Genomic DNA, 23,146 nt, shown 5'->3' with positions numbered 1-23,146 from the left:
GGCCATAGTGTTTCAGGCGTAACCTGGAGTTCCCATGCCTTTCCCCATTGACGTGATAACGTCCGCGCAGCTGGTGTAATTTCGGGGGCGATTTTCGTGGAGAAAGCGGTGGAGATTTCGCTTTGGTTTTCCGCGAGACGTCAGGTGGGCACCGGGCCCGTCGGAGAAGGTGGAGTTGCGAGACTTCAACCTGACCGAAAGGAAGACCCGATGACCGACGACAGATTACCTCTTGCCGAGCTTGCCGCGAAGAGCGGCAATCCGGATTTTCTTCGATTGATTGCCGAAAGCGTGCTGCAGATGATCATGGAGGCCGATGTGGACGGCCTGATCGGAGCCGGACGCTACGAGCGTGGCGAAAGCCGCCAGACCTGGCGCAACGGCTATCGCGACCGGACGCTCGACACGCGGCTCGGCACCTTGAACCTGAAGATCCCGAAGATGCGCTCCGGCAGCTATTTTCCCGGCTTTCTGGAGCCGAGGAAGACGGTGGAGAAGGCCCTGGTGGCCGTCATTCAAGAAGCCTGGATCAATGGTGTATCGACCCGCAAGGTCGATGAGCTGGTGCAGGCCATGGGGATGACCGGTATCTCCAAATCCTCCGTTTCCAAGCTGTGCAAGGATATCGATGAGCGTGTGAACGCCTTCCTCAGACGCCCACTTTCCGGCGCCTGGCCGTATCTTTGGCTGGATGCGAGCTATCTGAAGATGCGCGAAGGCGGACGCATCGTCTCTGTCGCGGCAATAATCGCGGTGGCTGTCGACACGGACGGCAAGCGGGAAATCGTCGGCCTGCATATCGGCCCTTCCGAAGCCGAACCGTTCTGGACCTCGTTCCTGCGTGATCTGGTGCGCCGAGGGCTGACCGGCGTCAAGCTCGTCATCTCCGATGCTCATGAAGGATTGAAGGCTGCCATCACCCGTGTGCTCGGCGCGACATGGCAGAGATGTCGGGTTCACGCCATGCGCAATGCACTCGCCTATGTGCCCAAGGGACAGCACACCATGGTGGCCGCCGCGATCCGCCAAGCTTTCCTCCAGCCGGACCATGACGGGGCCGTTCAGACCTGGCGGCATGTCGCTGACCAGCTCCGCGCCAGATGGCCGAAGCTCGGAACCTTCATGGACGATGCAGAGACTGACGTACTTGCCTACATGGCGTTCCCGTCCCAGCATCGCACCAAGCTCCACAGCACGAACCCTCTGGAGCGCTTGAACAAGGAAGTGAAGCGCCGCGCTGATGTCGTCGGCATCTTTCCCAACGAGGACAGCATTGTCCGGCTCATCGGAGCCGTGCTCCTCGAAGCCAACGACGAATGGCAGCTTCAGCACCGCTACATGCAGATCGAGGGCATGGCAGAGCTCAACACACCAAGAATTGAGGAGGAAAAGCCCCTTCAGATGACACCAAAAGCCGCCTGATCATGACGGCCCGGTCCAACGCCCGAATTTACACCAGATTGACGGACGCTATCCATTGACGTTGTCTAAACGCCAGCAAGTGAAGCGCGCGGGACATCTTTCAATCGTAGCCGAAACTGAAGAACTTGTAGCCGTTTTGCAGAACACTCAGCTTAGCCAGATTGTTGCCTCTGCGAAGGTACGTTGCAGTCCAAAACGGCGCGGCGTTCATCAACTCTCCCGGTACAAAGCTGACCACAGCAGGCAGTTTGAGCCAGGCCGGGTATTGAAAGTCCTCACATGAAGAAACTGATCATCTCGGCAATCATCGCGGGCATAGCAATCTCCGCACAAGCCCAGGACTTCTCGATGGAAGACATGGGCAAGCCCGACCCGGCTCGCGTGCCGGCGGGCACGTATTCGGTCGACACATACCATAGTCACATTGTCTACGACGTAAGCCATTTCGGTATTTCGCAATACATCGGCCTCATCGGAAACCTCAGCGGCAAGCTGAAGATCGACCCAGCGCATCCCGAAAAAGCTGAAGTTGAAATTGACATCCCACTTTCAGGACTGGTCTCGACGAGCGCGCCACTTGATGCCCATCTCAAGACCTCGGATTTCTTCGATATCGAGAAGTTCCCCAACGCGAAATTCAAATCGAGTTCGGTCGAGGTCAATGGAACCGATGCCGTCATATCCGGGCAGCTTACCATCCGGGACGTCACCAAGCCTGTGAAACTTCAGGCTCGGCTCGTTGGGGTCGCGGTCAATCCGATGTCGGCCCTTTTGAATGTTGGCTTTGACGCACGCACGCAAATCAAACGTTCCGACTTTGGGGTATCCCATTACGTGCCGTTCGTTTCCGACGAAGTGGAGCTGCGTATTTCCGTGGTGTTTGAAGGTACGGAGTGACCAAAGCTGCGGCAGATCGGCGTGCTTATGGCGCTGTCGCGGATGAGACTACGCCGGACCGTCAGGTATTCGGGCGACCAAATGCGATGACGTGACACAGACAAGCAAACCTTTCCCGCAATTCTATTCAGCCCCTGGAAGGAGCGAGGCGGGAAAGGGCCATGACGGAGAGCCAGCCGATGGCCCATCCCGCGACAGCATCGCTGACCCAATGTTCTCCGGTCAGCACCCGTGCGCCGCATAACATCACGGCACAGATATGGAGCGGACGCTGCCAGCGCGGGACAATCATCCCCGCACCAATCAAGACCGCGGCGGCACAGGCAGACTGTGCCGAAGGAAAAGACGCGTAAGCATCGTCGAAAGCAAACGGGCGGACGATAAACGGGTCCAGATTGAGACTCACATCCGGACGGGCGCGACCGATGGCATGCTTGAGCACGAGTGAGACAATAAGTGCGACGCCACCCGAGCTGAAGGCGAACAGGCCGAGGCGCGACAGTTTAAGGCCGCCTGATCGTATTCTGGCGGCGACCGACAAGAGCAAACAGGCGGGCAAAAGGAAGACCGGCTGCACAATCAGGGACGTCACCGCCGCTGCATCGGCAAAATACGGTGGAAGGATCTTCATGGCGGTGGCGACCATCCGGTCGCCCTGACCAAAAAATGCAGCCATCAGGACGACAGCGATGAGGGCTGGTCGGAGACTGGCAACGCAGGCTTTGAGGTCAGTGGAAACGATGAAGGAACTCAGCCGATTCTTCATTGAAACGCCCCATTGGATTGAAAAGGCACGCAGCGTTCATTCCGAGAAGTCCCCGGTTACGAGACGCCCCACGGGCAATGCTCCCCTCACATGTCTGTTGTGTTACAATGGTCGGAGACACCATTACGCTTGCAATGCACGTCACAAGAGTTTGCATTGCAAGCATCGCAACTGCCCAGCGGAGCGAAATCATCCGGGCGTCGACGCTCATCTGCGGATCACGTTCTTACTTGGAAGCTCTTTAACGCTTTCGGGTCAGTCGGCGATGCAGTCCATGCAAACGACATGATCAGCAGAATGAACCGGTGAGACCACGGCAACCTTGAACGCAGCCATATAGGCCCCATAGGGATCCGGCAGCTTTTGCTGGCCATTTGTCGTGTTGGTTGATCCAAATGGTTGATGACGCCGCGCCCCAGATGCTCGACTGTTTATCCGTGCCTGACCACCAAGGCATGAGCGTCCGGGCAAGAGGACCGCTTGCGTGGCGAATGAATGCAGATCGATGACAGCGACTGGCCCTTGCAAGACGACTTCCAAGGGCCAGATGTGGGGAATGGAAACGTCGAAGCTTCCCGGTCGGCGCACGATTTTCGGGCCGATCTCCCAATTCAACAAAACTTGAGCTGTTATCTCGCGGGCCGAGGCGACATCACGGAGTAGATGTTCTCAAAAGGCGGAGGCCCGACGATTGTAGACCCGCCATTTTTCGCCAACTCAGCGATATTTGCCAGGTCCCCTCCGTCCATCGAGCCTATGAGCCTGAACGCTTCTTCCATGTCGCCAGGAGAGAAAATGATGAGCATCCGAACAGGGCTGTCGGACAGATTGCACCATGCATGCGGAGTTCCCCTTTTGACCGTCGCCGAATCCCCCGCCGAAAGGGTCATGCTCCGGTCACCATTGGTGAGATGAACGCGCCCCTCGAGGATAACGAAATGTTCCTCTTCGTTGGCATGTGTATGAACAGGCACACCGTTGCGTGACTCGGCCGTCACTTCGATCATCGTATAAAGGCCCGCGGTCTCCTTGACGGAGGTGCGGATTGTGAACCTCTCGCCGGGAGTCACCTCCCACCATTCACCGATATCGCCGAAAGTCTCCGGCGTTTCATTGGCAATGTTATCCATTCGAACATCCTTCACTTTTGTGCGTGGCAGAGTGCCAAGCCAACGTTGATCGTGAAGACGCCGCATTGCATTTCACCGTCACAATGCAGCATTTACGTTGCGATTGAAATCAATGCCCGTCTGGACGATCACCTGCCGCACGCACGGGTAAAGTGTTTCGCTATCAGCTCCAGCAGTGCACGCTGTTCGTCGTCGTGCCTATGGAACAAGGAGAATCAGATGCCCTGTGCCACGGAGATGGCACGTTGCCCTGCGACGGGACGACGGAGCCTGGACGGAAGTTTAATGGTTCGCGAAGGCGAACCGCCCAAAAGTGACCCGCGGGTCTCAGCCCCTGAATAAATAAGATTCTTGAGGGCTGTGCGCGGTCAACACCTTATTGCGCCTTGGGCAGGACGAAGGAAACGCGGGCGCCGCCACAAGAACTTTCATTGTCGGCATAGATGCGTCCACCATGAGCCTCAACAATGGAACGGGAAATGGGAAGACCCATGCCCATGCCGCCGGTTTTGGTCGTGAAGAAGCTCTGGAAGACGCGAGAAAGCGCCTCCTGCGGTATTCCGGGTCCAGAATCTTCAACTGTACATCGAACCTGCTCCCCCTCATCGACCGTCTTGACCAAGACTTCGCGCCTTTTGGGCGTTGATGTCGTAATCGCCTGTACCGCGTTGACGACCAGGTTGACGACAACCTGCTGAAGCTGAATGCGATCGACACTTACCTGCGTCAAGGCGGCAGGAAGAAGATGCGTGAGATTGACGTTGTGCTGCCGGAACTCATGGCCAAGGAACTGCAGGGCGTCCGCGACCAATTCGGTCAGGGAAACAATTTCTTCGTCTTGTTTGCGATGTGAAGCCATGTTGCGAACACGGGCAATGACGCCGGCGGCACGTTGTGCATCCGCCACAATGCGTGTCATGACATCGCGAATTTCGGGAAGTTCTGGATTTGGGCGGCTCAGCCAACGCAGGCCTGCTTCGCCATAGGTCGTGATCGCTGCAAGAGGCTGATTGACTTCATGCGCTATCGACGCCGTCAATTCGCCGAGCATGGAAATCCGCGCGGCATGCGCATATTCAGCCTCGATTTGCCGCAACCGACGCTCCGCGTTCTTCTTCTCGGTCGTATCGACGAACACGTTGATTGTGACGCCATGTCTGGTCAAGGCAGGAGGGAAGGTCACCGTCAGTATTCCCTCTCGGGTGCGTCCATCGAAGGTCGTCAGCATCACCTCCTCTTCGAACGTCGTAAATTCGAAATATCGATCACGCAGGAGGCGCGCATACACTTCCGGATGATTGCGCCACAACGGGGTGATGGGCCCCCGCAAATCGCCGAAATCTGGCGTGCCCAGCACCTTCAGTGCGGCGTCGTTGGCCTGCTCTATGACCGTGCCCTCCATCGCGGCCCAGATGAACTCCGGGTTTTCGAGCATATAGGCTTCCAGGTCATCAACCCCCTCCCCTCTCAGCTTCTCAATGAGGTCCAGAAGGCCGGTAGAATTGACCTGCATAACCGGGACAGGCAGATGCTGGAAAAGGTCGCGAAAGCGTTGCTCGCTTTGTTCAAGTTCCTTGAAGGCGTTCACGCGCTCGCTGATGTCGGTGACCGCGGCAAGCCCCCGGCACCGGTCATCGGTCGAAAACCAAAGAGTGAACTGTGCATCGAACTGCTCCCCGTCCAGACGCCGCAGTCGAGTTTCGATCGTGATGCTCTCAGCATTGTTGAGCACCGATAGAACAGCGCAGGCTCCATCCCTGGCTCGATCCGGTGCCCAGAAACAGTCAAGCGTTCTCAAAAGATCCGATTTCTGGCTTCCTTTGAAAAGCGAGAGCGTCTGATCATTGACGTCCACGATGCGTATGGACGCGAGGATCTTCTCCACATGATCGGGCTCGGCATTCAAAAACTCAGCGGGATTCGTGCGTCGACTGACATCGGCTGTTTCGAACTCAGCATGAATGGCCGTCAGATCCAGTTCCCAGAAGGAAACCGTCATGGCCTGAAAAAGATCCTGATAACGTCTTTCGCTCCGTCTAAAGGCCTGCTCCGCTCGCTTTCGGTCGGAGATATCCATGAATGCGACGAGGCTCTTGTTCGGCAGACTACTGTGTCGGGACGCGGCATACAAAACATCGACAACGCTATCATCCAACCGTCGCAACTGCGCCTCTTGCTGGAAGAAATCCTGGCCCCTGTAGCGCGCTTCAAGCGATTTCCTGAGTGTCTGCCGTCCGGTATCCCGGAAGTAATGGGTGATCGGCCCACGCATCTCCTCACCGGATCTGGCACCGAAAAGATCGATATTGGTCTGGTTAACCTGCTCGATCAGCATGACTTCCATCGCTCTATCCAGAAACTCGGGATATTCATCAATGTAGGTCGACAGATCCTCCACCCCTTGGCGGCGAAGCTCTGCAAACATGTCGACAAGCCCCCTGGCATCGACCTGTGTAAGTGCGATTGGCATATATTCGAAAAGGTGCCTGTATCGCAGTTCGCTCGCTTCAAGTGCCTCATAGGCCTCCCGCGCCGCGGAGACATCTTTTATGGCAAGCAGCATGCGTCCATCGGTACTCACCGATGATCCTCTTAAAACGGTCATCTCCGCGTCGAACGTCGAGCCGTCCCGGCGCAGCAACTTGCCCGAGACATTCGCTGGAACGTGATCAAGCAGCACCGCAACGATGGCATCGATGAACAGGTGACTGCTCTGCTCCGGCCACAGGCAGCACAGCGTGCCAGGGTTGAATTCGGAAAGCACATGAGATGAGGTATCTGTTGCGCCACCCGACGTTTTCTCGACAGTCGTGGAAAGCATCATCTGGCGAACCAGATCGGGCTTCTCAAGCAAGTGTTTCCGAACATCGTGGACCTGGTCACGAAGTCCGGCGAGCATCTCAAGGGCCTCGGTGGCATCGAGCCTGAGCACCGCCAGACCTGCGGCAGCCAGCAGACGCCCAGCCTCGCTGGACTGATCGGGTTCCGTTGTCCTCGGAACGGGCCTCGACATTTCCACAGTGGCAAAGGGTTTACCCTCTGCATCGCGCAAGACTTTGGATGTGACGGTTATGTCAACAGTGCCCACGCTCCCCCTGACCACTCGGTTCAAGCGACCGCTCCACTCTGCACCGGGTTCGACGCGTCCGCCTTGCGGCTCGAACAGTTCATCCATGGACATGCCGATGGCAACGTCAGGCTTGATGCCGTACACCTCTGCGGCCGCCCGGTTCCAAGCTGTGACGCGTCCTTCAAGATCGCAAATGATTACGCAGTCATCGAAGAGATCGAACACTTCAGTGAGGTCTGGCCGTATATTCATCTGGCAACTCTTTTGCTCGCAACGCGTGGCTCGCCTGCCAGATCACGAAATACACGGTCGGGTCTCGGCAATCTAGGGTCTGTGGGGATTCATCGTGAGTTGATGACGGCCGCTGCGAGATAGATCATGACCAGAAAGTTCTGGTCCGTTTGCAGGCTCTCATAGCGATGCGCTTGAACTCTTTGAGTTTGCAGAAGAAGTTGAAGACCTCGAAAAACCTCCCGATTTTCGGCAAATCGTGATTCACTCCGACATGCGTGATTTGGCGGGAGCGGAAGATGCGTGGACAGCCTGGTTTCTTTGATCTGGACGAGCGTTATGAACGGCTGAGCGCCGTGGGCGATCCGCTCGAGCAGCTGAACAGCATCATCCCGTGGCCTGTGTTCGAGAAGCCGCTGGCGAAGGCGCTGAAGCGAGCAGATGGATCGAAGGGCGAACGTCCGCCGTTTCCGGCGGTGCTGATGTTCAAGATCCTGGTGCTCCAGGCACTCTATAATCTCTCCGACGACCAGGCCGAGTTCGTCATCCAGGACCGGCTTTCGTTTATGCGGTTTTTGGGCTTGCGCCTTTCCGACAAGGTGCCGGATGCCAAGACGATCTGGCTATTCCGCGAAAGCCTGGTGCGGGCCGGTGCCATCGACAATCTGTTCGCCCGCTTCGACAAACATCTCTCGCGGTCCGGGTATCTGGCCAAGGGTGGGCAGATCGTCGATGCGACAATCATCCAGGCTCCGAGGCAGCACAACAGCCAGGAAGAGAAGGAAGCGATCAAAGCCGGTGAGATACCGCAGGACTGGAAGGAGAAGCCCGCCAAGCTTGCCCAGAAGGATCGGGATGCGCGTTGGACGGTGAAGTATTCCAAGGCGAAGCAGCCGACGGACACGCCGACATCAGCACCAACGAAGACCCATGACATCGCCATTCCGATGTTCGGTTACAAAAATCACGCGGGCATCGACCGGGCACATGGCTTCATCCGGGGATGGACGGTGACCAGTGCGAGCGCCCATGACGGCGCTCAGCTCAGAAACGTCGTGACCAAGGACAACACCGCCTCAACGGTCTGGGCTGACAGCGCCTACCGATCCAAGACCAACGAGGAATGGCTGAAGGACAATGGCCTGAAGTCGGATATCCACCAGCGAAAGCCGAAGGGCAAGCCAATGCCGGAGACGATGTCGAGGGCCAACGGGCGACAATCCAAGATCAGGGCCACTGTCGAGCATGTCTTTGCAAGGCAGAAGGACAAGATGAAGCTCCTCATCAGGACGATCGGGATTGGAAGGGCCAAGGTGAAGATCGGCATGGCCAACATCGCCTACAACATGCTCCGATACGTCTTCCACGAAGGAAAGCGTTCCGTCGCATGACGACGGTCGCCCCGCACGGGGCGGCAATGTCGCAATCAACAGTTCAAAAATCGCCGCCAAACGCGACGGCGGACCTCAGGCCTTCCCCGTCAGTGCCAGAGACGGGGGAAATCGAGGTGTCCAATTATGTATATTTGCTATTTAATTATCTTTCTAAAGTGATCAATTGCTGACGCTATACCGTCATCCAAAGATATTTCAGGCTGCCACAAGAGAAGATCGATGGCCTGCGAAATATCAGGCTTTCGCTTTTTCGGGTCGTCTTCAGGCAGATATCGATACTCGATAGATGAGGATGACTTCGTCAGTTTCTTTACAATATGGGCAAGTTCGATAATGGAAGTTTCGGTCGGATTCCCAATATTAATTGGACCGCTGATGGCGGTGTCGCTTTCCGAAAGCAAAATTATACCCTTAACCAGATCATCAACATAACAGAATGAACGAGTTTGCGTTCCGTCGCCAAAAACTAAGATTGGATCGCCACGCAGCGCTTGAACAATAAAATTCGATATCACTCTGCCATCATCCACATCCATTCCTGGGCCATAGGTATTAAATATGCGCGCTACTTTCACAGATAGATTTTTTGTTCTCATAAAGTCAAAACAAAGCGTTTCGGCCGCCCGTTTACCTTCGTCGTAACAGGATCTCAGGCCGATGGGATTGACGTTGCCCCAATATTTTTCCGACTGTGGGTGGACGTCTGGATCACCGTACACCTCAGACGTAGAGGCCTGGATAACGGTTGCACCACACCGCATTGCGAGATTCAAAACATTGAACGTCCCGACAACGTTGGTCATCAAAGTACCAATGGGATCTTTTTGGTATGCAGACGGGCTGGCAGGACAAGCAAGATTGAATACAACGTCCACATCTATATTAATTTCATCTCTAACGTCGGCTTCTATGAATGAAAATTCTGGATATGAATGAAAAAAATCAATGTTTTGCTTAAATCCTGTATTCAGATTATCTAAGCATGTGACGCTGTATCCTTTTTGAAGCAAGTGACGGCACAAATGAGATCCGATAAAACCTGCCCCGCCTGTAACGAGAACTTTCATTGCTGAACCATCTCTCCGGGTTCGAATTGACAACATCGCGATGGAATCCGCCAACTTAGCTATCGCCCATAAGGAGTTCTAGCGCAAAGATCCCCGCGCCCAAAGTTCTGGCGTCGAGGTAATCTGGTTTTATATTAACGGGCGCGTCTGCTTTCGGCACAAAAATTGAAATGATGACGATATCGTTTCCCCAGGGCAACTTAACATGGGGTTGTCGTTCCAGTGGAATTTGAAACACGTTCGTTCCATTTGCAGGCAGATCAATGATCGTTGGCTGTCCGAAATTGACGGATATTTCTACCGTCTGTGGCGGGAACAACAGCGTTCCTCCTAAGGTGAGCGCAATGGCCTTGACATTGGGATAAGGGATCCTGAGTGCAAATGCGGCGAACCGCGATGTCCATATGTGCTTTTCCTCGGGTTGATAGAAGCCGGGCCACATGGACAAAGCCTTCGAGATCGGCGACCGCAGACCCATGACATACCTGTGCTCGGGCCGCATCGTTGCAATGGCCGGTATCCCGATTGGAGGCCTGTAGCCCGCTCCTTCATCGGGGTTGGGTACGGTCCGCGTGGCGGCTGCAAGCATTCTGCTGCGCAGACGGGACCACCGTTCAAATGTTTGGAAGAAAAGGCCCTGGGATAACAACAGCGCACTATCGGATAACTCAGGATCAATGCAATAGCGCGATTGCTGAGCCCACTCAACGTCCCGTATGCGCTGAGCAAGGGCCATCAATTCGATTGAAAGATGGCGCTCCTGAAGGGAAATCTGATCGCTGAAAGTACCGACAAGGCGATGTGAATTCCTGCGGTGTTGTCGCCAGCCGACCAGAGGTTCAGCAAGGTGGTGATGGTGTCCAATCAGTGTTGCCCTCAGCGGTGAAATCATGTCAAAGCCATAGGGAAAAAGTTCGGTATCGACCGACGGAAACGCTTCCAAGACGGAGCGATGAAATGCTGATGTTGCGCCGATCCAGGGCGCTCCCCATTTGCGGACTGTATCGTCGGGCTGCCGAACCACGCAGGCGCGCGGGTCGCTATCCAGCAAGCCGAGAGGCAGGCCCGATTCAGAAATCATCAGCGCATTGCTCGTTACAAGACGGCAAAGAGGGTTTTTGTCGAATTCCTCCAGCGTTTTCGCAATTCTACCCGGCAGCATGATGTCGTCGCTGTCAGCCTGAATGATGATTCTCCCCTTGGCGTGCTTCGTAATGTCGCCAAGCGTCGCATGAACACAATTCGTCTCATGGCTGAGGATAGTTGAAGGGATATGCGGATTCGCTGCGAGCTTTTGAAGGACAATGTCAAGGCTGGCTTCGATGGAGGCGTCGTCGACGACGAGCAATTCGAGATCAGGTCGCCATTGTGTAATGATGCTGTCGAGTAGCGCGCCGATATAGGCTGCATTGTTGTAAAGCGGGATTACGATGGTTGCCTTGTCGTTTTCAGCAGAGATAAACTGCGTCGTGATCATAGGTGCTCGCTCTGCCTGGGAGTCCTGACAAACAGCCGAGAACGAGGCGTCATCTACCCAGCGCTCGATCGCCGAACGGGTCTCATCCTCAGTGTAAAAGTGTTTGATCGCAGGTTGGTCATAGAGCGCCTCCAAGGCTACGCGTGGCATCTTGAAGCATTTGCGCAACTCTCGGTAAATCAAACCTGTCCGCTTTTCGTCTCCGGAATTGGCATGGGGCAGATGGAAGTCCTGTTCTGGAAAAAGCTCTCGTAGACCACGTTCAACGCCCGCCGATCCGTTTTCTACCCGAAACAGCAAAAGACGCATCCGACCGTTCGTGTAGATCGTATATCCCTCTTCTTTGTTGAATTCCCGACTAAACACATCAAAGCCGAAAGGGGTGACAAGCTCTTCCTGAAACCAGGTCAAAGGAGAACGAATGGTCTTTTCGGCCAGGCGCCGTCGCGCATCGGACTCGCCTGAACCGCTCTGCCACAAACTTGAAATCTGGTGCGCTATGCGACGCGCTACGCATTCTTCCGAATTTTCTAAATCGGAAGCTTCGGCGAACAGCTCTTGGTAGAGCTGCATAGCGACGGAAAGGCTACGGGCCACCGGGTCGCGCACGCCGCTGATGAAGGTAATGGTCTCTCCTCGTCGTTCCGCAGTTGCCATACGCTTGTATATCGCATGATTGGTGGTGGCCCTATTCAGGCCAGACAGATCGACCCGTGCTACGGTCTCGTACTCCCGTAAGAGTTCTGGGAAAAAGGGCTGCAGCGTATGGCTGTCAAAGACATCCCCAGGAAACATTCCCGACATTAATTCGACAAGTGAGGTCGTGAAGACCTTCCCATAGGTCAGAACGATAATCAACGAAACCTCCGCTTCTCCATGAGCTCGAACTGGCGCGACTGCCTCTCTCTTAATGATATTAAAAGCTTAAGAAAGCGATGGTAATAGATATCAAGGAGTTGATCTCGATAAAACAAGAATTCAAATTCACTAATTTAGGCGCGACGGAACATCAATGCAGTTGCCAGGATCAAGTTTTTCCTCTCTCATCCCGATGATCTCTGAGGTCATGTTTGTCGGCGCAGGTAGAAATGCCAACAACCTCATGGGCATATTTGAAGCTGCGGGGGCAGCGATCAGCCACGTTGTCGACGATCAACCACAAGGACGCCTTTTGGGAAAAGCGGTCGAGACAATTGATAGCGTGGCCGGTGCAGAAGCAGACGCGTTTCTGACGATCACTGATCCTGACATCGCGCGGAGAATCCGAGAGCGGCCCGCCTTGGCCAACTGCCGGTGGCCAAGGTTCGTCTTCCCGAATTGCGTTGTATCTGGATACTCATCCCTATCGGAAGGATGCTACATTGGACCTTTTTCTCTCGTCACGAATGCAATTATTGGACGGCATGTCCATCTATTCGCCTACAATTGTATAGGGGCTAGGGCCGAGATCGGTGAGTTTTCTGCAATACTGCCGCATGCTATGATTTCAAGTGATGTGCGCATCGGAAAAGGCTGTGTCATTGCGACAGGGGCAGTCATTTTTGCCGGCGTTACCATCGGAGACAATTGCAAAGTTGGCCCGAATCTTGTCATTCGGCATGACATGAAATCAGGCACTATCGCCTTGCCGACAACGCCGATAATTCGGTCGCGCTCAGTCCTTAGAGGAAGGAAGTAAGGTTGTTGCTTGTCGAATTCCTTTGAGAGCGGCGGTGCAAAATTAGACCACGGTAGCGGCGGGATTGTCGCGCTTCGGGCGGCGTAAAAGTCGGCCACTTATTTACCTTCTGCAATGAGCGCAGGAGGGCTGGGGATCTACACCGTGGAATTTATCTGAAGGTTCGCCTGGCCGTCTCGGAAGGGATGAGCCGGCGTTAGGCTGTAAAGCATTTCAACATATCTCGCGACAGCGTTTCCAAGATGGTGTCGTATTCCACGCCGCCTGGCTATCAGCGGCAATAACCGATCCGGCGACCGAAGCTGGATGCGTTCGCTTCAACGATAGAGGTGGCTCGGTTTGTCTGAACAGTTTCGGGCGTATTGCTAAGTGGATTTTCACCTCGATTATGCCGCCACCATCATGGGTGCCAGCGCGTTGAAGTAGGCCTGATCCGGCGTCTGCCGGTCAAGGGATGAATGTGGGCGTCGAGTGTTGTAAAAGGTCAGATATCGGCCAATGCCGAGGCGGGCTTCAGACACGACCTTGTAGGCGTGGAGGTAGACCTCCTCGTATTTGATCGACCGCCAGAGCCGCTCGACGAAGACGTTGTCGCGCCATGCGCCCTTGCCATCCATCGAGATGGCGATCTCAGCTTTCTTCAGCACCGCCGTGAAGTCCACCGAGGTAAACTGCGAGCCCTGATCCGTGTTGAAGATTTCCGGCTTGCCATAGCGGGCGAGCGCCTCCTCGACCGCTTCGATGCAGAAGTCCGCTTCCATCGTGATCGACAGCCGCCACGACAAGACCTTCCGGCTGAACCAGTCGACGACGGCGCAGAGATAGACAAATCCTCGCGCCATGGGGATGTAGGTCAGGTCCATCGCCCAGACCTGATTGGGTGTCGGTGGCTGTTGAGAACCGCGCATATTTGGTGCCGAGACGGGATTACGGCGAATCTGGACGCGGCGGACAGGGCCCTGAGATTATTGCAAAGGTTTTGATGGGGGAGATGAGCGCGGGATGTGGCGTCAGGAGCCCGGAGGGCGACTGAGGCACATCCCGCGCTGCGTCCGTCAATGATAGACTGGCGGAGCGCCGCAAACAGACATCGACCAAAGCTACCAGGCCAATTCGATGTCCAATCCCTCAGGCATCTGTGAGATGACGTGGCTGTCATCACGCAGGACTGCCGACTGGTTCACGGTGAGCGTCATTATAATGGTATTGGCGCATTCCGTCGAGCTTCTCCGATCAATCCCGACGGCGCTTCGAAAGGTGCGCCGCCGCGATGCAAACTGCTCGTTTCTTCCTCTGCGGGCGGTGTCGCGCGCAGGTTCTGCTTTGCCGCCATTGCGATCGGGGTCAGCGCTATTGCGGTTCTGCCTGCGCCCATGCGGCGCGCCGTGACAGCCTGCGGGCAGCCGGACGGCGCTACCAGAGCACCCGGCCGGGGCGCTTTGCCCATGCCGATCGCTCCCGCCGATATCGGCAGGCTCGCAAAAACGTGACGCATCACTCTCCACCCGTCGTTCCAGAGGGTTCACGACTGAAGGCGTCCACAAACGGCGGCATCGTTGCACCGGGCGATGGCACCGCTGGCGTGGTGTCATCGATCGAGCCGTGGTGCCGGCGCTGCGGCAGCTCTGTGCCGCTGTTCTTTCGCCGCGGCTTCGTGCGTCGCCGGGGGACACACGTGCGTCCATTCGACCATGGAGATCGAACCGATGACCATATCTGCCGAGAAGGAAGCGATGATCCTGCGCCTGTACCACGTTGAGAAGTGGCGCTGCGGCACGATCGCCAAGCAATTGCATTGCCATCACACCACCGTCTTCAGGGTCCTGAAGGACGCGGGCTTGCCTCGACACAGGCCGGTGATCCGCCCCGCCGAGATCGACCTGTACCTGCCGTTTATCCAGCAGACGCTGACCAAATATCCTGACCTGACGTCCAGCCGCCTTTACGGGATGGTGCAGGAGCGCGGCTATAAGGGATCGCCCGACCACTTCCGGCACATGGTGGCGCTGCACCGACCACGGAAGGCGGCGGAAGCTTATCTACGACTACGCACCCTGCCGGGTGAGCAGGGCCAGGTCGACTGGGGTCATTTTGGCCACATCGAGATCGGCAGGGCCCGCCGCCCGCTGATGGCCTTCGTCATGGTGCTATCCTACTCGCGCGACATCTATCTGCGCTTCTTCCTTGATGCCCGCATGGAAAACTTCCTGCGCGGCCATGTCGGCGCATTCAACGACTGGAACAGCCTTCCCAGAGTGCTGCTCTACGACAATCTGAAGTCCGCCGTCCTTGAACGGCAGGGCGATGCCATCCGCTTCCATCCGACATTGTTGGCCTTCGCGGCTCATTATCGCTTCGAACCCCGTCCTGTCGCGGTAGCACGGGGCAACGAGAAAGGCCGTGTCGAGCGCGCCATTCGCCACATCCGGGAAGCCTTCTTCATCGCCCGCACCTTCAAGGACCTCGACGATCTCAATGCCCAGGCCGAACACTGGTGCCGGACCCAGGCTGCCGACAGGCCATGCCCGGAGGACCGGGCAATGACGGTGCGTGAGGCGTTCTCAAAAGAACAGCCCATGCTTCTGCCCTTGCCGGCCAATCCCTATCCCGTCGAGGAGCAGGTGGCCGTGAAGGTTGGCAAGACACCCTACGTGCGCTTCGATCTGAACGATTACTCGGTCCCTCATACGCATGTCCAACGAACACTCACCGTTCGCGCCGATCTCGTCCAGGTCAGGATATTCGACGCCGCCACGATGATCGCCAGCCACCGTCGCAGCTTCGATAGGGGCCAGCAGATCGAGGATCCTCAGCACCTGAAGGCACTCGTCGCCGTCAAGCGCGAGGCACGCCAGCATCGCGGCCTCAATAGCCTGACGCGGGCCGTGCCGGCTTGTCAGAAGCTGATGATGCATGCCGCAGAACGTGGCGCCAATATCGGCGCAATCACCAACGCCATGCTGACGTTGCTCGACCTCTACGGCGCCCAGGAACTCCAGGCGGCCGTCGAAGACGCTTTGCGCGCCGGCGCCTCGCATTCCAAGGCGGTTCGATCAGTGCTCGAACGCCGCCGGATTGCGCGGGGCGCTCCGCCCCCGGTCGAAACCAGGCTGCCCGAGCATGTCCGCAAGAAGGACACGACTGTCATTCCCCACAAGCTCGACCGTTACGATCAACTCACATTGAAAGGAAACGACGATGAATAAGATCGACACCCTGTTCAATCGCGCCAGACAATTGCGCCTTTATGGCCTGACGGCCCATTGGGACGAGATCGCCACACAGGACTGGGTGCCGACCGTGATCCGGTGGGAAGAAGACGAGCGCTCCGACCGCTCGCTGCTGCGACGCATGCGCACCGCCAGGCTCGGCCACTTCAAGCAAATGGCCGACTATGACTGGAAGTGGCCGCGCCGCATCGACCGCGCCACCGTCGAGGAACTGATGACGCTGGCATTCATGAAGGATGCCACCAACATCGTCTTCATCGGTCCGAACGGCGTCGGCAAATCGACGCTCGCCCTCAACATCGCCTACCAGGCACTCATCCGGGGCCATTCGGTCCTGTTCCGCACCGCCAGCGAAATGCTCGGCGAACTCGCCGCCATCGACAGCGATTCCCTGCTGCGCCGCAAGCTTCAGTACTATGCTTCCCATGACGTCCTGCTGATCGACGAGATCGGCTACCTATCCTATTCCAACCGCCATGCCGATCTGCTCTTCGAGCTCATCAGCCGCCGATACGAGAAACGCTCGACCATCGTCACCACCAATAAACCCTTTGCGCAATGGTCGGAGGTCTTTCCGAACGCCGCGTGCGTCGTCAGCCTGGTCGATCGTCTCGTCCACCACTGCGAAGTCGTCGCGATCGAAGGAGATTCCTATCGCTTCAAGGAAGCCAACGAGCGCTCCATAGCCCAGCGTCAGCAACGCGCCAGTCACCAATCCGGCGAAACAGAGCCCGCATCATGACCGAAAAGACGCACCACTCTTCAGGTCTCAAGCGTGGCCTGCCAATCCTCATCAGTGCCGAATGGACCCCCGAGCAGGCATGGGCCGTCTTCGAACTCCTCGATGATCTGCGCGACGCCATCTGGAACCATTACGCCCCTGACATCCAGCACATGGTCCAAAACCAACAAGCTTCCGACGATAATCAAGATTAGCAACACTGAAGGCGGCTTCTTCAGCCGCTTTCAAAGTTCTCAATCCTCGGCACCATTTATCCGCGCTTTTGGACAGCCGCCAACATTGGGCCGGGTGACCGTCAGCTTTCGCAGGAGGTAAGGATAGATTTTGTGACCTGGCGCTGGTTTAGAGGTGTTCGGGCGGCGGTAGATCGCCTCGATGCCCATCTTCTTCATCAGCGTGGCGACGTGTAGCCGCCCGGTCTCCAACCCTTCTCCCCTCAAAAGCCCTTGGCTAACATCCGACTTCCGGCAAACGGGTAAACCATCGTATGATTCCGAAGCGTGTCGGGATCGCGCATGCTGCACGCCAGAGCACGTAGATAGGAAAGCTTCGTGACGGACATCTCGATTGCCATTGTCGACGACGACAGGTCTCTGCGGCACGCATTGGTCAGCCTGCTCCAGGCGTCGGACTATATTGCCGTCGGTTTCGAAAACGCCGAAGCCTTCTTGAGATCGACGGAGGTGGACACGGTCGATTGCCTGGTCACCGATATCCACATGCCGGGAATGAACGGCCTTGAGCTCAAGCGGACCATGGCAGCGCGCCGAAGCTCGCTGCCCGTCATCATGATGACCGCATTGCAAGAGCGTTCGATTATCAGTGACGCCCTTGCGTCTGGACCGATCTGTCTTCTGTCGAAGCCCTTTGAGAGCGAGCGGCTGCTCGAATGCCTCGATCGGGTCTTCGCCGAGCGTTGACGGAGGAACAGTCATGCGCACCAAGACTATGATGACTTCGGCGGTGGCTTCTTCCCATCTCCGGACCTTGGCTTCAGCGCTGGACACCTTGCCGGACGCCGTCATCATCTATGACATGCAGCGCGCAATTCAGTTTTTCAACAAGGCGGCGCTTTCGCTTTACGGGTATTCAATCTCAGCAATGGAGGGCCGTGATATCGACGAACTCCTTTTGACGCGGCATCCCCACGGCCTGGATACGATCAAACGCCTGCTTTTCGACGCGGGACAGTGGTCTGGAGAACTTTACAGACGTTCGGCGACTGGCGCGGAATTGAAAATCGGGGTCGACTGTTCGTTGCAGTTTGACGAGGCCAACGGAAACATTCCGTGCTTCGTTGTAGAAAGAAGCCGCGACCTCACCCGCACAGAGGAGATTGCCGAACAGGTTCGTATCGCTTCACACCGCTACGAGAACATTTTCCAAGCGATGGCCGCCTCATTCTGGGAGCTGGACTTCTCCGGTGTCCGCCGCATGATTGGGGAACTCATGCAAGCGGGCGTCACCGACCTCGCAGAGCATTTCCACAAGGATGAAGCTTGGCTTGAATTGGCACTTCGCAATACAATCGTGCTGGATGTCAATGACAAGACGGTGGAGATGTTCGGCGCGGAGACACACACCTCCTGGAGCTGCCGTATCAGGAAACGATCTTCGTGGAGGACGGAGCGCGAGTGCCGCGCTTCGTCATGCCGATTGCAGCCAACACCGCGCTGCATGGGCTCGACCTTGCCAAAGATGCTACGTCTGCTTTGATAAAGACGAACATCATGGATGACGAAGAGCCCGTTCGCTTCAAGGGCCTGCTCTGGATACCGCTTCACCGTGAACGATACCGACCTAGCTTCTTTGTCCCCTATGAAGAGGACAGGTGTTCGGAGGAGGATGCCTGCAACTGGATGCGGAAAGTCCATCGTCGCGATTTCCGCGATCTTTGCTATGTCGACTGCCTGAGAGGCATCGAATGGACATGATGGCTCGCGTTTCCGTTTTTCTGGGCTGGGTCGGCGCAGTCGACCATGATTTCGGATGGAGCCGCCAACGCAACCGATTTCCGACACGTTCGATTCCGGCTGTGCCTCCCAAGATTCAGATCCGGCAAACATCGATTCCGCGCACGATATTTCCGATTCTCGGGCGAACGGCGTTTGCGGGAGGCGGTGATGCCTAAATCCAAAGCCGCACGGCTTCGAGAGCAGAGAACGCGGCAACAGGAATATCGTGATGAGCAGAAGAAGCTACGCCGCCCCGGCCGCGACGACATCGCGCGGATCGCGCTGCAGTGGTTGATTGTCAACACTGCGAGACTTGCCGAGCGCGAAGGCAATACGGCTCGGATGAACAAGGTCGAGGAAGCGATTTTGGAGAAGCTGGTCGAGCAGGGATTTGATCCGGCCGCCTCAGACCGGGCGCTGGGCGATCTTATCGACAGATATGTCGACGGTGGCTGGGATTTCCGGCGCAAGCCTCATCTACTGGGCAGCGATCAAACTCCATACTGATCGGACAGCCTACCACTGGATGCCGGTCCCGCACCATAGGATCGACATCCCACAACGCCGTTTTCAGCCCAACTACCCGTCTCCCCCCGTTACTTCATCAAACGACGTTTGCGCTTGAATCGGCATACCAACCAGTCTCCAGCGGAAAGACTGGAACCCTTTGCTTGTATCATTGCTCTCTTGTCACTAGGTACCCGGCAGAACCCCGGGGATGTCATGACCAAAAAAGTCGTCTTTTACGCACGCTATTCGACCGACCTGCAAAACGAAGTCTCAATCGAGACGCAGATCGAGGTCGGTTTGGCCATGATCGCCGACCGCGGATGGGAACTTGTTTCGACATACGAAGATCGTGCCATCAGCGGCACGAGCTACAAGCTGAGGCCTGGTATCCAGGCACTTCTGCGCCGGGTCGCGCAGGGCGATATCGATGTTGTTCTGTGCATCACCGTGGATCGCCTGTCACGCGACACCGAGCACAGCGCCGCCATCCTCAAGAAGCTCAACTTTCACAGCGTCGAGCTATGGACGGCGCACGCGAATGTCCGCGTAACCGATATGGAAATGGGTCTGCGCGCTGTCCTAAGCCATGAACTGATCGAGCAGATCCGATACCGCACGCGCGAAGGGATGAAGACCGCTGTCCGCAAAGGCAAGGTCCCAGGCGGGCTTTCCTACGGCTACAAGCTCCTGCAGTCCTACGACGAAAAGGGGGATCGTATTCCAGGCAAACGCGAAATCGACGAGGCCGAAGCGGAGATCATCCGCTGGATTTTTCAGGAATACGCGAAGGGCAGGTCACCCAAGGAACTGGCCGTCGAACTCAACAACCGGCAGCCTCCTGTTCCAGGCCCGCGCGGCATGCTTTGGCGCGATACCGCCATCCGCGGCCATGTCAGCCGAGGAAGCGGCATCCTGAACAACGAAGCCTACATCGGTCGCATCGTCTGGAACAGGCGCGAGTACCGCAAAAACCCAGATACTGAGAAGCGCGTTGCGCGCTTCAATAAGGAGGAGCAATGGGTCGTCAAAGACGTCCCGGAACTGCGTATCGTGTCCGACGAACTATGGGCTGCCGTCAAGCGCCGCCAAAAAATTGTCGAGAAGACATTCGCGCATACCTCGACCAACAATTTGAACCGGACGCACCGCCCACGATACCTGCTGAGCGGCATCCTCGAATGCGGCCATTGCTTCGGTCCCTATGCGGTCATGGCAAAGGATCGCTACGGCTGCACAAATCGCCAAAAGAAACTGCCCATACCTCACCTGGGTCACATCGTTTGTACCAACAGCAAGACCATCGGCCGACAGGAACTGGAAGAGCGCGTCCTTGCGGCCATCCCCGACAATCTCCTTGGTGCCGACAATGTCGAGCGTATCAACAGCAGCCTTGCCGCAGCCGCCAAACGTAAACAGAAGATTTCGTCTACCGAACCGGCCCGCCTCAAGGCCGAGATCGATGCGAACATCACGAAGCAGAGAGTGCTGGGGGAGCAACTGGCGCAGCGCATGCTGGCAGGCCAGATGCCGCTGCCCGTGCTGGATCAGATGCTCGAAGATCTGGAGAAGCAGCGCCTGGCACTTTCCGAGCAACTGGCCGCTGTTCCCGAAGCGAAGCAACCCCAGCCAATCCATACAGGCTTGACACGCTTGCTCCTGACGCCGGCTATCGCCGAGCTGAAGGCGGGTCTCTCCAATCCCCAGGCCAAAGACATCAGCCCATGGATCGATTTCATGAGGCGATTGTTCGTCAAGGTGGTCGTCGCGCCGTCACAGGATGGCAAGTCTGCCGATCTGACCGTTCACGGGCATCTCGCGGCCATCATCGCTGCACAGGAAGCCTGGCGGGAAGCATCTAAGGAGTTACAGGCAAAACACTCTGCCGAGTTTGTCGCCAAACGGAATGCAGGACAGCTGAACACGCTGGACCAGAAGGTCGCTTACCTGAACCGCTGTCATTCGATCCTTGCGGAGAAGGAGGTCGAATGGATGGCGTTACAAATGTCGGTGGTTGCGGGGGCAGGATTTGAACCTGCGGCCTTCAGGTTATGAGCCTGACGAGCTACCGGGCTGCTCCACCCCGCGTTATTGGGTGTGTTTTGTCATGTCCGGGCTTTTTTGTGTCCGGGAGGTTTTGTTGTGAGAAGATTTTGTATTGCCTTTAGCAGACCTGGCAGCGACCTACTCTCCCGCGTCTTGAGACGAAGTACCATTGGCGCAGGGGCGTTTCACGGCCGTGTTCGGAATGGGAACGGGTGCAGCCGCCCCGCCATGACCACCAGGTCAGCTAAGGGCAATGTATCCGGCGCGGTTTGGCGCCGGAGATTGTTGAGAAGCTGGTGACTGAGGGCTTAGCCAGTAGGCAGTAGCCAATAGTCTTTTTTTTGAACACGTCTTTTGTTCGTTTCGCGTGGCACCAGCAGCCGGCAGAGCCGAGCCGCCGGTTGTCCGGCGCGCCGTCCGCAGCGAAGGCTCGAAGAGCCGCCAGCGTGAGGACAGAACGAAGGCATCATCGACGCGGCGTTAGCCGCGTTGATGAGCATTTACAATGGGAACGATGAAGTCGATCGGGCTATTAGTAAGGCTAAGCTTCATGCATTGCTGCACGTCCACACGCCTCCTATCAACGTGGTCGTCTTCCACGGCCCTGATAGGGAATACTCGTTTTCAGGTGGGTTTCCCGCTTAGATGCCTTCAGCGGTTATCCCTTCCATATATAGCTACCCTGCTATGCCGCTGGCGCGACAACAGGTCCACCAGAGATATGTCCATCCCGGTCCTCTCGTACTAGGGACAGATCCTGTCAATATTCCTACACCCACGGCAGATAGGGACCGAACTGTCTCACGACGTTCTGAACCCAGCTCACGTACCGCTTTAATTGGCGAACAGCCAAACCCTTGGGACCTGCTCCAGCCCCAGGATGCGATGAGCCGACATCGAGGTGCCAAACAACCCCGTCGATATGGACTCTTGGGGGTCATCAGCCTGTTATCCCCGGCGTACCTTTTATCCGTTGAGCGATGGCCCTTCCACGCGGGACCACCGGATCACTATGACCGACTTTCGTCTCTGCTCGACTTGTCAGTCTCGCAGTCAGGCGGGCTTATGCCATTGCACTCGACGAGCGATTTCCGACCGCTCTGAGCCCACCATCGCGCGCCTCCGTTACTCTTTCGGAGGCGACCGCCCCAGTCAAACTACCCACCATACACTGTCCCGGATCCGGATGACGGACCGCGGTTAGACATCCATGACGATAAGGGTGGTATTTCAAGGATGGCTCCACCGAGACTGGCGTCCCGGCTTCAAAGCCTACCACCTATCCTACACATGCCGACACGAATGCCAGTGTAAAGCTATAGTAAAGGTGCACGGGGTCTTTCCGTCTGACCGCAGGAACCCCGCATCTTCACGGGGAATTCAATTTCACTGAGTCTCTGCTGGAGACAGCGGGGAAGTCGTTACGCCATTCGTGCAGGTCGGAACTTACCCGACAAGGAATTTCGCTACCTTAGGACCGTTATAGTTACGGCCGCCGTTTACTGGGGCTTCGATTCAAAGCTTGCACCTCTCC

At 56.6% G+C, this 23,146-nt stretch carries 16 protein-coding genes, 1 tRNA gene, 2 rRNA genes and 3 pseudogenes (1 of these 22 only partly in view); 11 read left to right on the top strand and 11 right to left on the bottom strand.

Annotated features, from left to right (window positions below):
• Nucleotides 1–210 precede the first annotated feature (210 nt).
• On the top strand, nt 211–1,422 hold the full coding sequence (locus OU993_RS14125; protein WP_268158375.1) for an IS256 family transposase: 1,212 nt from the start codon (nt 211–213) through the stop codon (nt 1,420–1,422).
• A gap of 279 nt (nt 1,423–1,701) precedes the next feature.
• Nucleotides 1,702–2,319, top strand: a complete 618-nt coding sequence (locus OU993_RS14120; RefSeq protein WP_268158374.1) for a YceI family protein — start codon at nt 1,702–1,704, stop codon at nt 2,317–2,319.
• A gap of 127 nt (nt 2,320–2,446) precedes the next feature.
• Here the strand turns inward: OU993_RS14120 and OU993_RS14115 are convergent, their stop codons facing one another.
• From OU993_RS14115 to OU993_RS14105, 3 genes are all read right to left on the bottom strand, one after another.
• Complete coding sequence (locus OU993_RS14115) at nt 2,447–3,085, bottom strand: phosphatase PAP2 family protein (protein ID WP_268158372.1); 639 nt, start codon at nt 3,083–3,085, stop codon at nt 2,447–2,449.
• A 629-nt stretch (nt 3,086–3,714) separates the two neighbouring features.
• On the bottom strand, nt 3,715–4,215 hold the full coding sequence (locus OU993_RS14110; RefSeq protein WP_268158370.1) for a cupin domain-containing protein: 501 nt from the start codon (nt 4,213–4,215) through the stop codon (nt 3,715–3,717).
• 376 nt (nt 4,216–4,591) lie between these two features.
• The gene (locus OU993_RS14105) at nt 4,592–7,537 is read right to left on the bottom strand and encodes an ATP-binding protein (protein ID WP_268158369.1); all 2,946 of its coding nucleotides are present in this window, start codon (nt 7,535–7,537) and stop codon (nt 4,592–4,594) included.
• A 278-nt stretch (nt 7,538–7,815) separates the two neighbouring features.
• On the opposite strand from OU993_RS14105, the gene OU993_RS14100 reads away from it, so the two are divergent.
• On the top strand, nt 7,816–8,907 hold the full coding sequence (locus OU993_RS14100) for an IS5 family transposase (RefSeq protein ID WP_268158368.1): 1,092 nt from the start codon (nt 7,816–7,818) through the stop codon (nt 8,905–8,907).
• Between the two features lie 137 nt (nt 8,908–9,044).
• On the opposite strand, the gene OU993_RS14095 is transcribed toward OU993_RS14100, so the two are convergent.
• A complete protein-coding gene (locus OU993_RS14095; RefSeq protein ID WP_268158366.1) occupies nt 9,045–9,977 on the bottom strand; it encodes a UDP-glucuronic acid decarboxylase family protein in 933 nt (310 codons plus the stop codon).
• 55 nt (nt 9,978–10,032) lie between these two features.
• Nucleotides 10,033–12,312, bottom strand: a complete 2,280-nt coding sequence (locus OU993_RS14090) for a glycosyltransferase (RefSeq protein ID WP_268158364.1) — start codon at nt 12,310–12,312, stop codon at nt 10,033–10,035.
• 154 nt (nt 12,313–12,466) lie between these two features.
• On the opposite strand from OU993_RS14090, the gene OU993_RS14085 reads away from it, so the two are divergent.
• Nucleotides 12,467–13,132, top strand: a complete 666-nt coding sequence (locus OU993_RS14085) for a hypothetical protein (protein ID WP_268158363.1) — start codon at nt 12,467–12,469, stop codon at nt 13,130–13,132.
• A gap of 386 nt (nt 13,133–13,518) precedes the next feature.
• Here the strand turns inward: OU993_RS14085 and OU993_RS14080 are convergent.
• Nucleotides 13,519–14,064 (bottom strand): annotated as a pseudogene (locus OU993_RS14080) (IS3 family transposase); the annotation flags it as partial.
• Between the two features lie 774 nt (nt 14,065–14,838).
• On the opposite strand from OU993_RS14080, the gene istA reads away from it, so the two are divergent.
• From istA to OU993_RS14065, 3 genes are read left to right on the top strand one after another with little or no spacing between them, the layout of a single operon-like run.
• A complete protein-coding gene (gene istA / locus OU993_RS14075) occupies nt 14,839–16,338 on the top strand; it encodes an IS21 family transposase (RefSeq protein WP_268154920.1) in 1,500 nt (499 codons plus the stop codon).
• Nucleotides 16,331–17,104: an IS21-like element helper ATPase IstB gene (gene istB, locus OU993_RS14070; RefSeq protein ID WP_268154921.1), complete on the top strand. Its 774-nt coding sequence runs from the start codon at nt 16,331–16,333 to the stop codon at nt 17,102–17,104. Before istA ends, istB begins: the two co-directional genes overlap by 8 nt.
• On the top strand, nt 17,101–17,298 hold the full coding sequence (locus OU993_RS14065; protein WP_268155107.1) for a hypothetical protein: 198 nt from the start codon (nt 17,101–17,103) through the stop codon (nt 17,296–17,298). The genes istB and OU993_RS14065 overlap by 4 nt, the downstream gene beginning before the upstream one ends.
• 84 nt (nt 17,299–17,382) lie before the next feature.
• Here the strand turns inward: OU993_RS14065 and OU993_RS14060 are convergent.
• Nucleotides 17,383–17,582, bottom strand: a pseudogene (locus OU993_RS14060) (IS3 family transposase); the annotation flags it as partial.
• A gap of 73 nt (nt 17,583–17,655) precedes the next feature.
• On the opposite strand from OU993_RS14060, the gene OU993_RS14055 reads away from it, so the two are divergent.
• The 4 genes and pseudogenes from OU993_RS14055 to OU993_RS14040 all read left to right on the top strand — a co-directional run.
• Nucleotides 17,656–18,024, top strand: a complete 369-nt coding sequence (locus OU993_RS14055; RefSeq protein WP_268158361.1) for a response regulator transcription factor — start codon at nt 17,656–17,658, stop codon at nt 18,022–18,024.
• Nucleotides 18,025–18,037: 13 nt separating this feature from the next.
• Complete coding sequence (locus OU993_RS14050; protein ID WP_268158359.1) at nt 18,038–18,820, top strand: PAS domain-containing protein; 783 nt, start codon at nt 18,038–18,040, stop codon at nt 18,818–18,820.
• A gap of 407 nt (nt 18,821–19,227) precedes the next feature.
• Entirely contained in the window at nt 19,228–19,566 is a 339-nt protein-coding gene (locus OU993_RS14045) for a hypothetical protein (protein WP_268158357.1), read from the top strand.
• Nucleotides 19,567–19,782: 216 nt separating this feature from the next.
• Nucleotides 19,783–20,595 (top strand): annotated as a pseudogene (locus tag OU993_RS14040) (recombinase family protein); the annotation flags it as partial.
• Nucleotides 20,596–20,631: 36 nt separating this feature from the next.
• Here OU993_RS14040 and OU993_RS14035 read toward each other — a convergent pair.
• From OU993_RS14035 to OU993_RS14020, 4 genes are all read right to left on the bottom strand, one after another.
• Nucleotides 20,632–21,204 (bottom strand): hypothetical protein, encoded by a 573-nt coding sequence (locus OU993_RS14035; protein WP_268158356.1) that lies wholly within the window; start codon nt 21,202–21,204, stop codon nt 20,632–20,634.
• A 373-nt stretch (nt 21,205–21,577) separates the two neighbouring features.
• Nucleotides 21,578–21,654, bottom strand: a tRNA-Met gene (locus OU993_RS14030).
• A gap of 83 nt (nt 21,655–21,737) precedes the next feature.
• Nucleotides 21,738–21,852, bottom strand: a 5S ribosomal RNA gene (gene rrf, locus OU993_RS14025).
• A 271-nt stretch (nt 21,853–22,123) separates the two neighbouring features.
• Nucleotides 22,124–23,146, bottom strand: a 23S ribosomal RNA gene (locus OU993_RS14020); it runs 1,864 nt beyond the window's last position.

The organism is Rhizobium sp. SL86 (genome assembly GCF_026672545.1).
Lineage (GTDB): Bacteria > Pseudomonadota > Alphaproteobacteria > Rhizobiales > Rhizobiaceae > Neorhizobium.
This window is presented reverse-complemented; position numbering and strand designations above follow the sequence as displayed.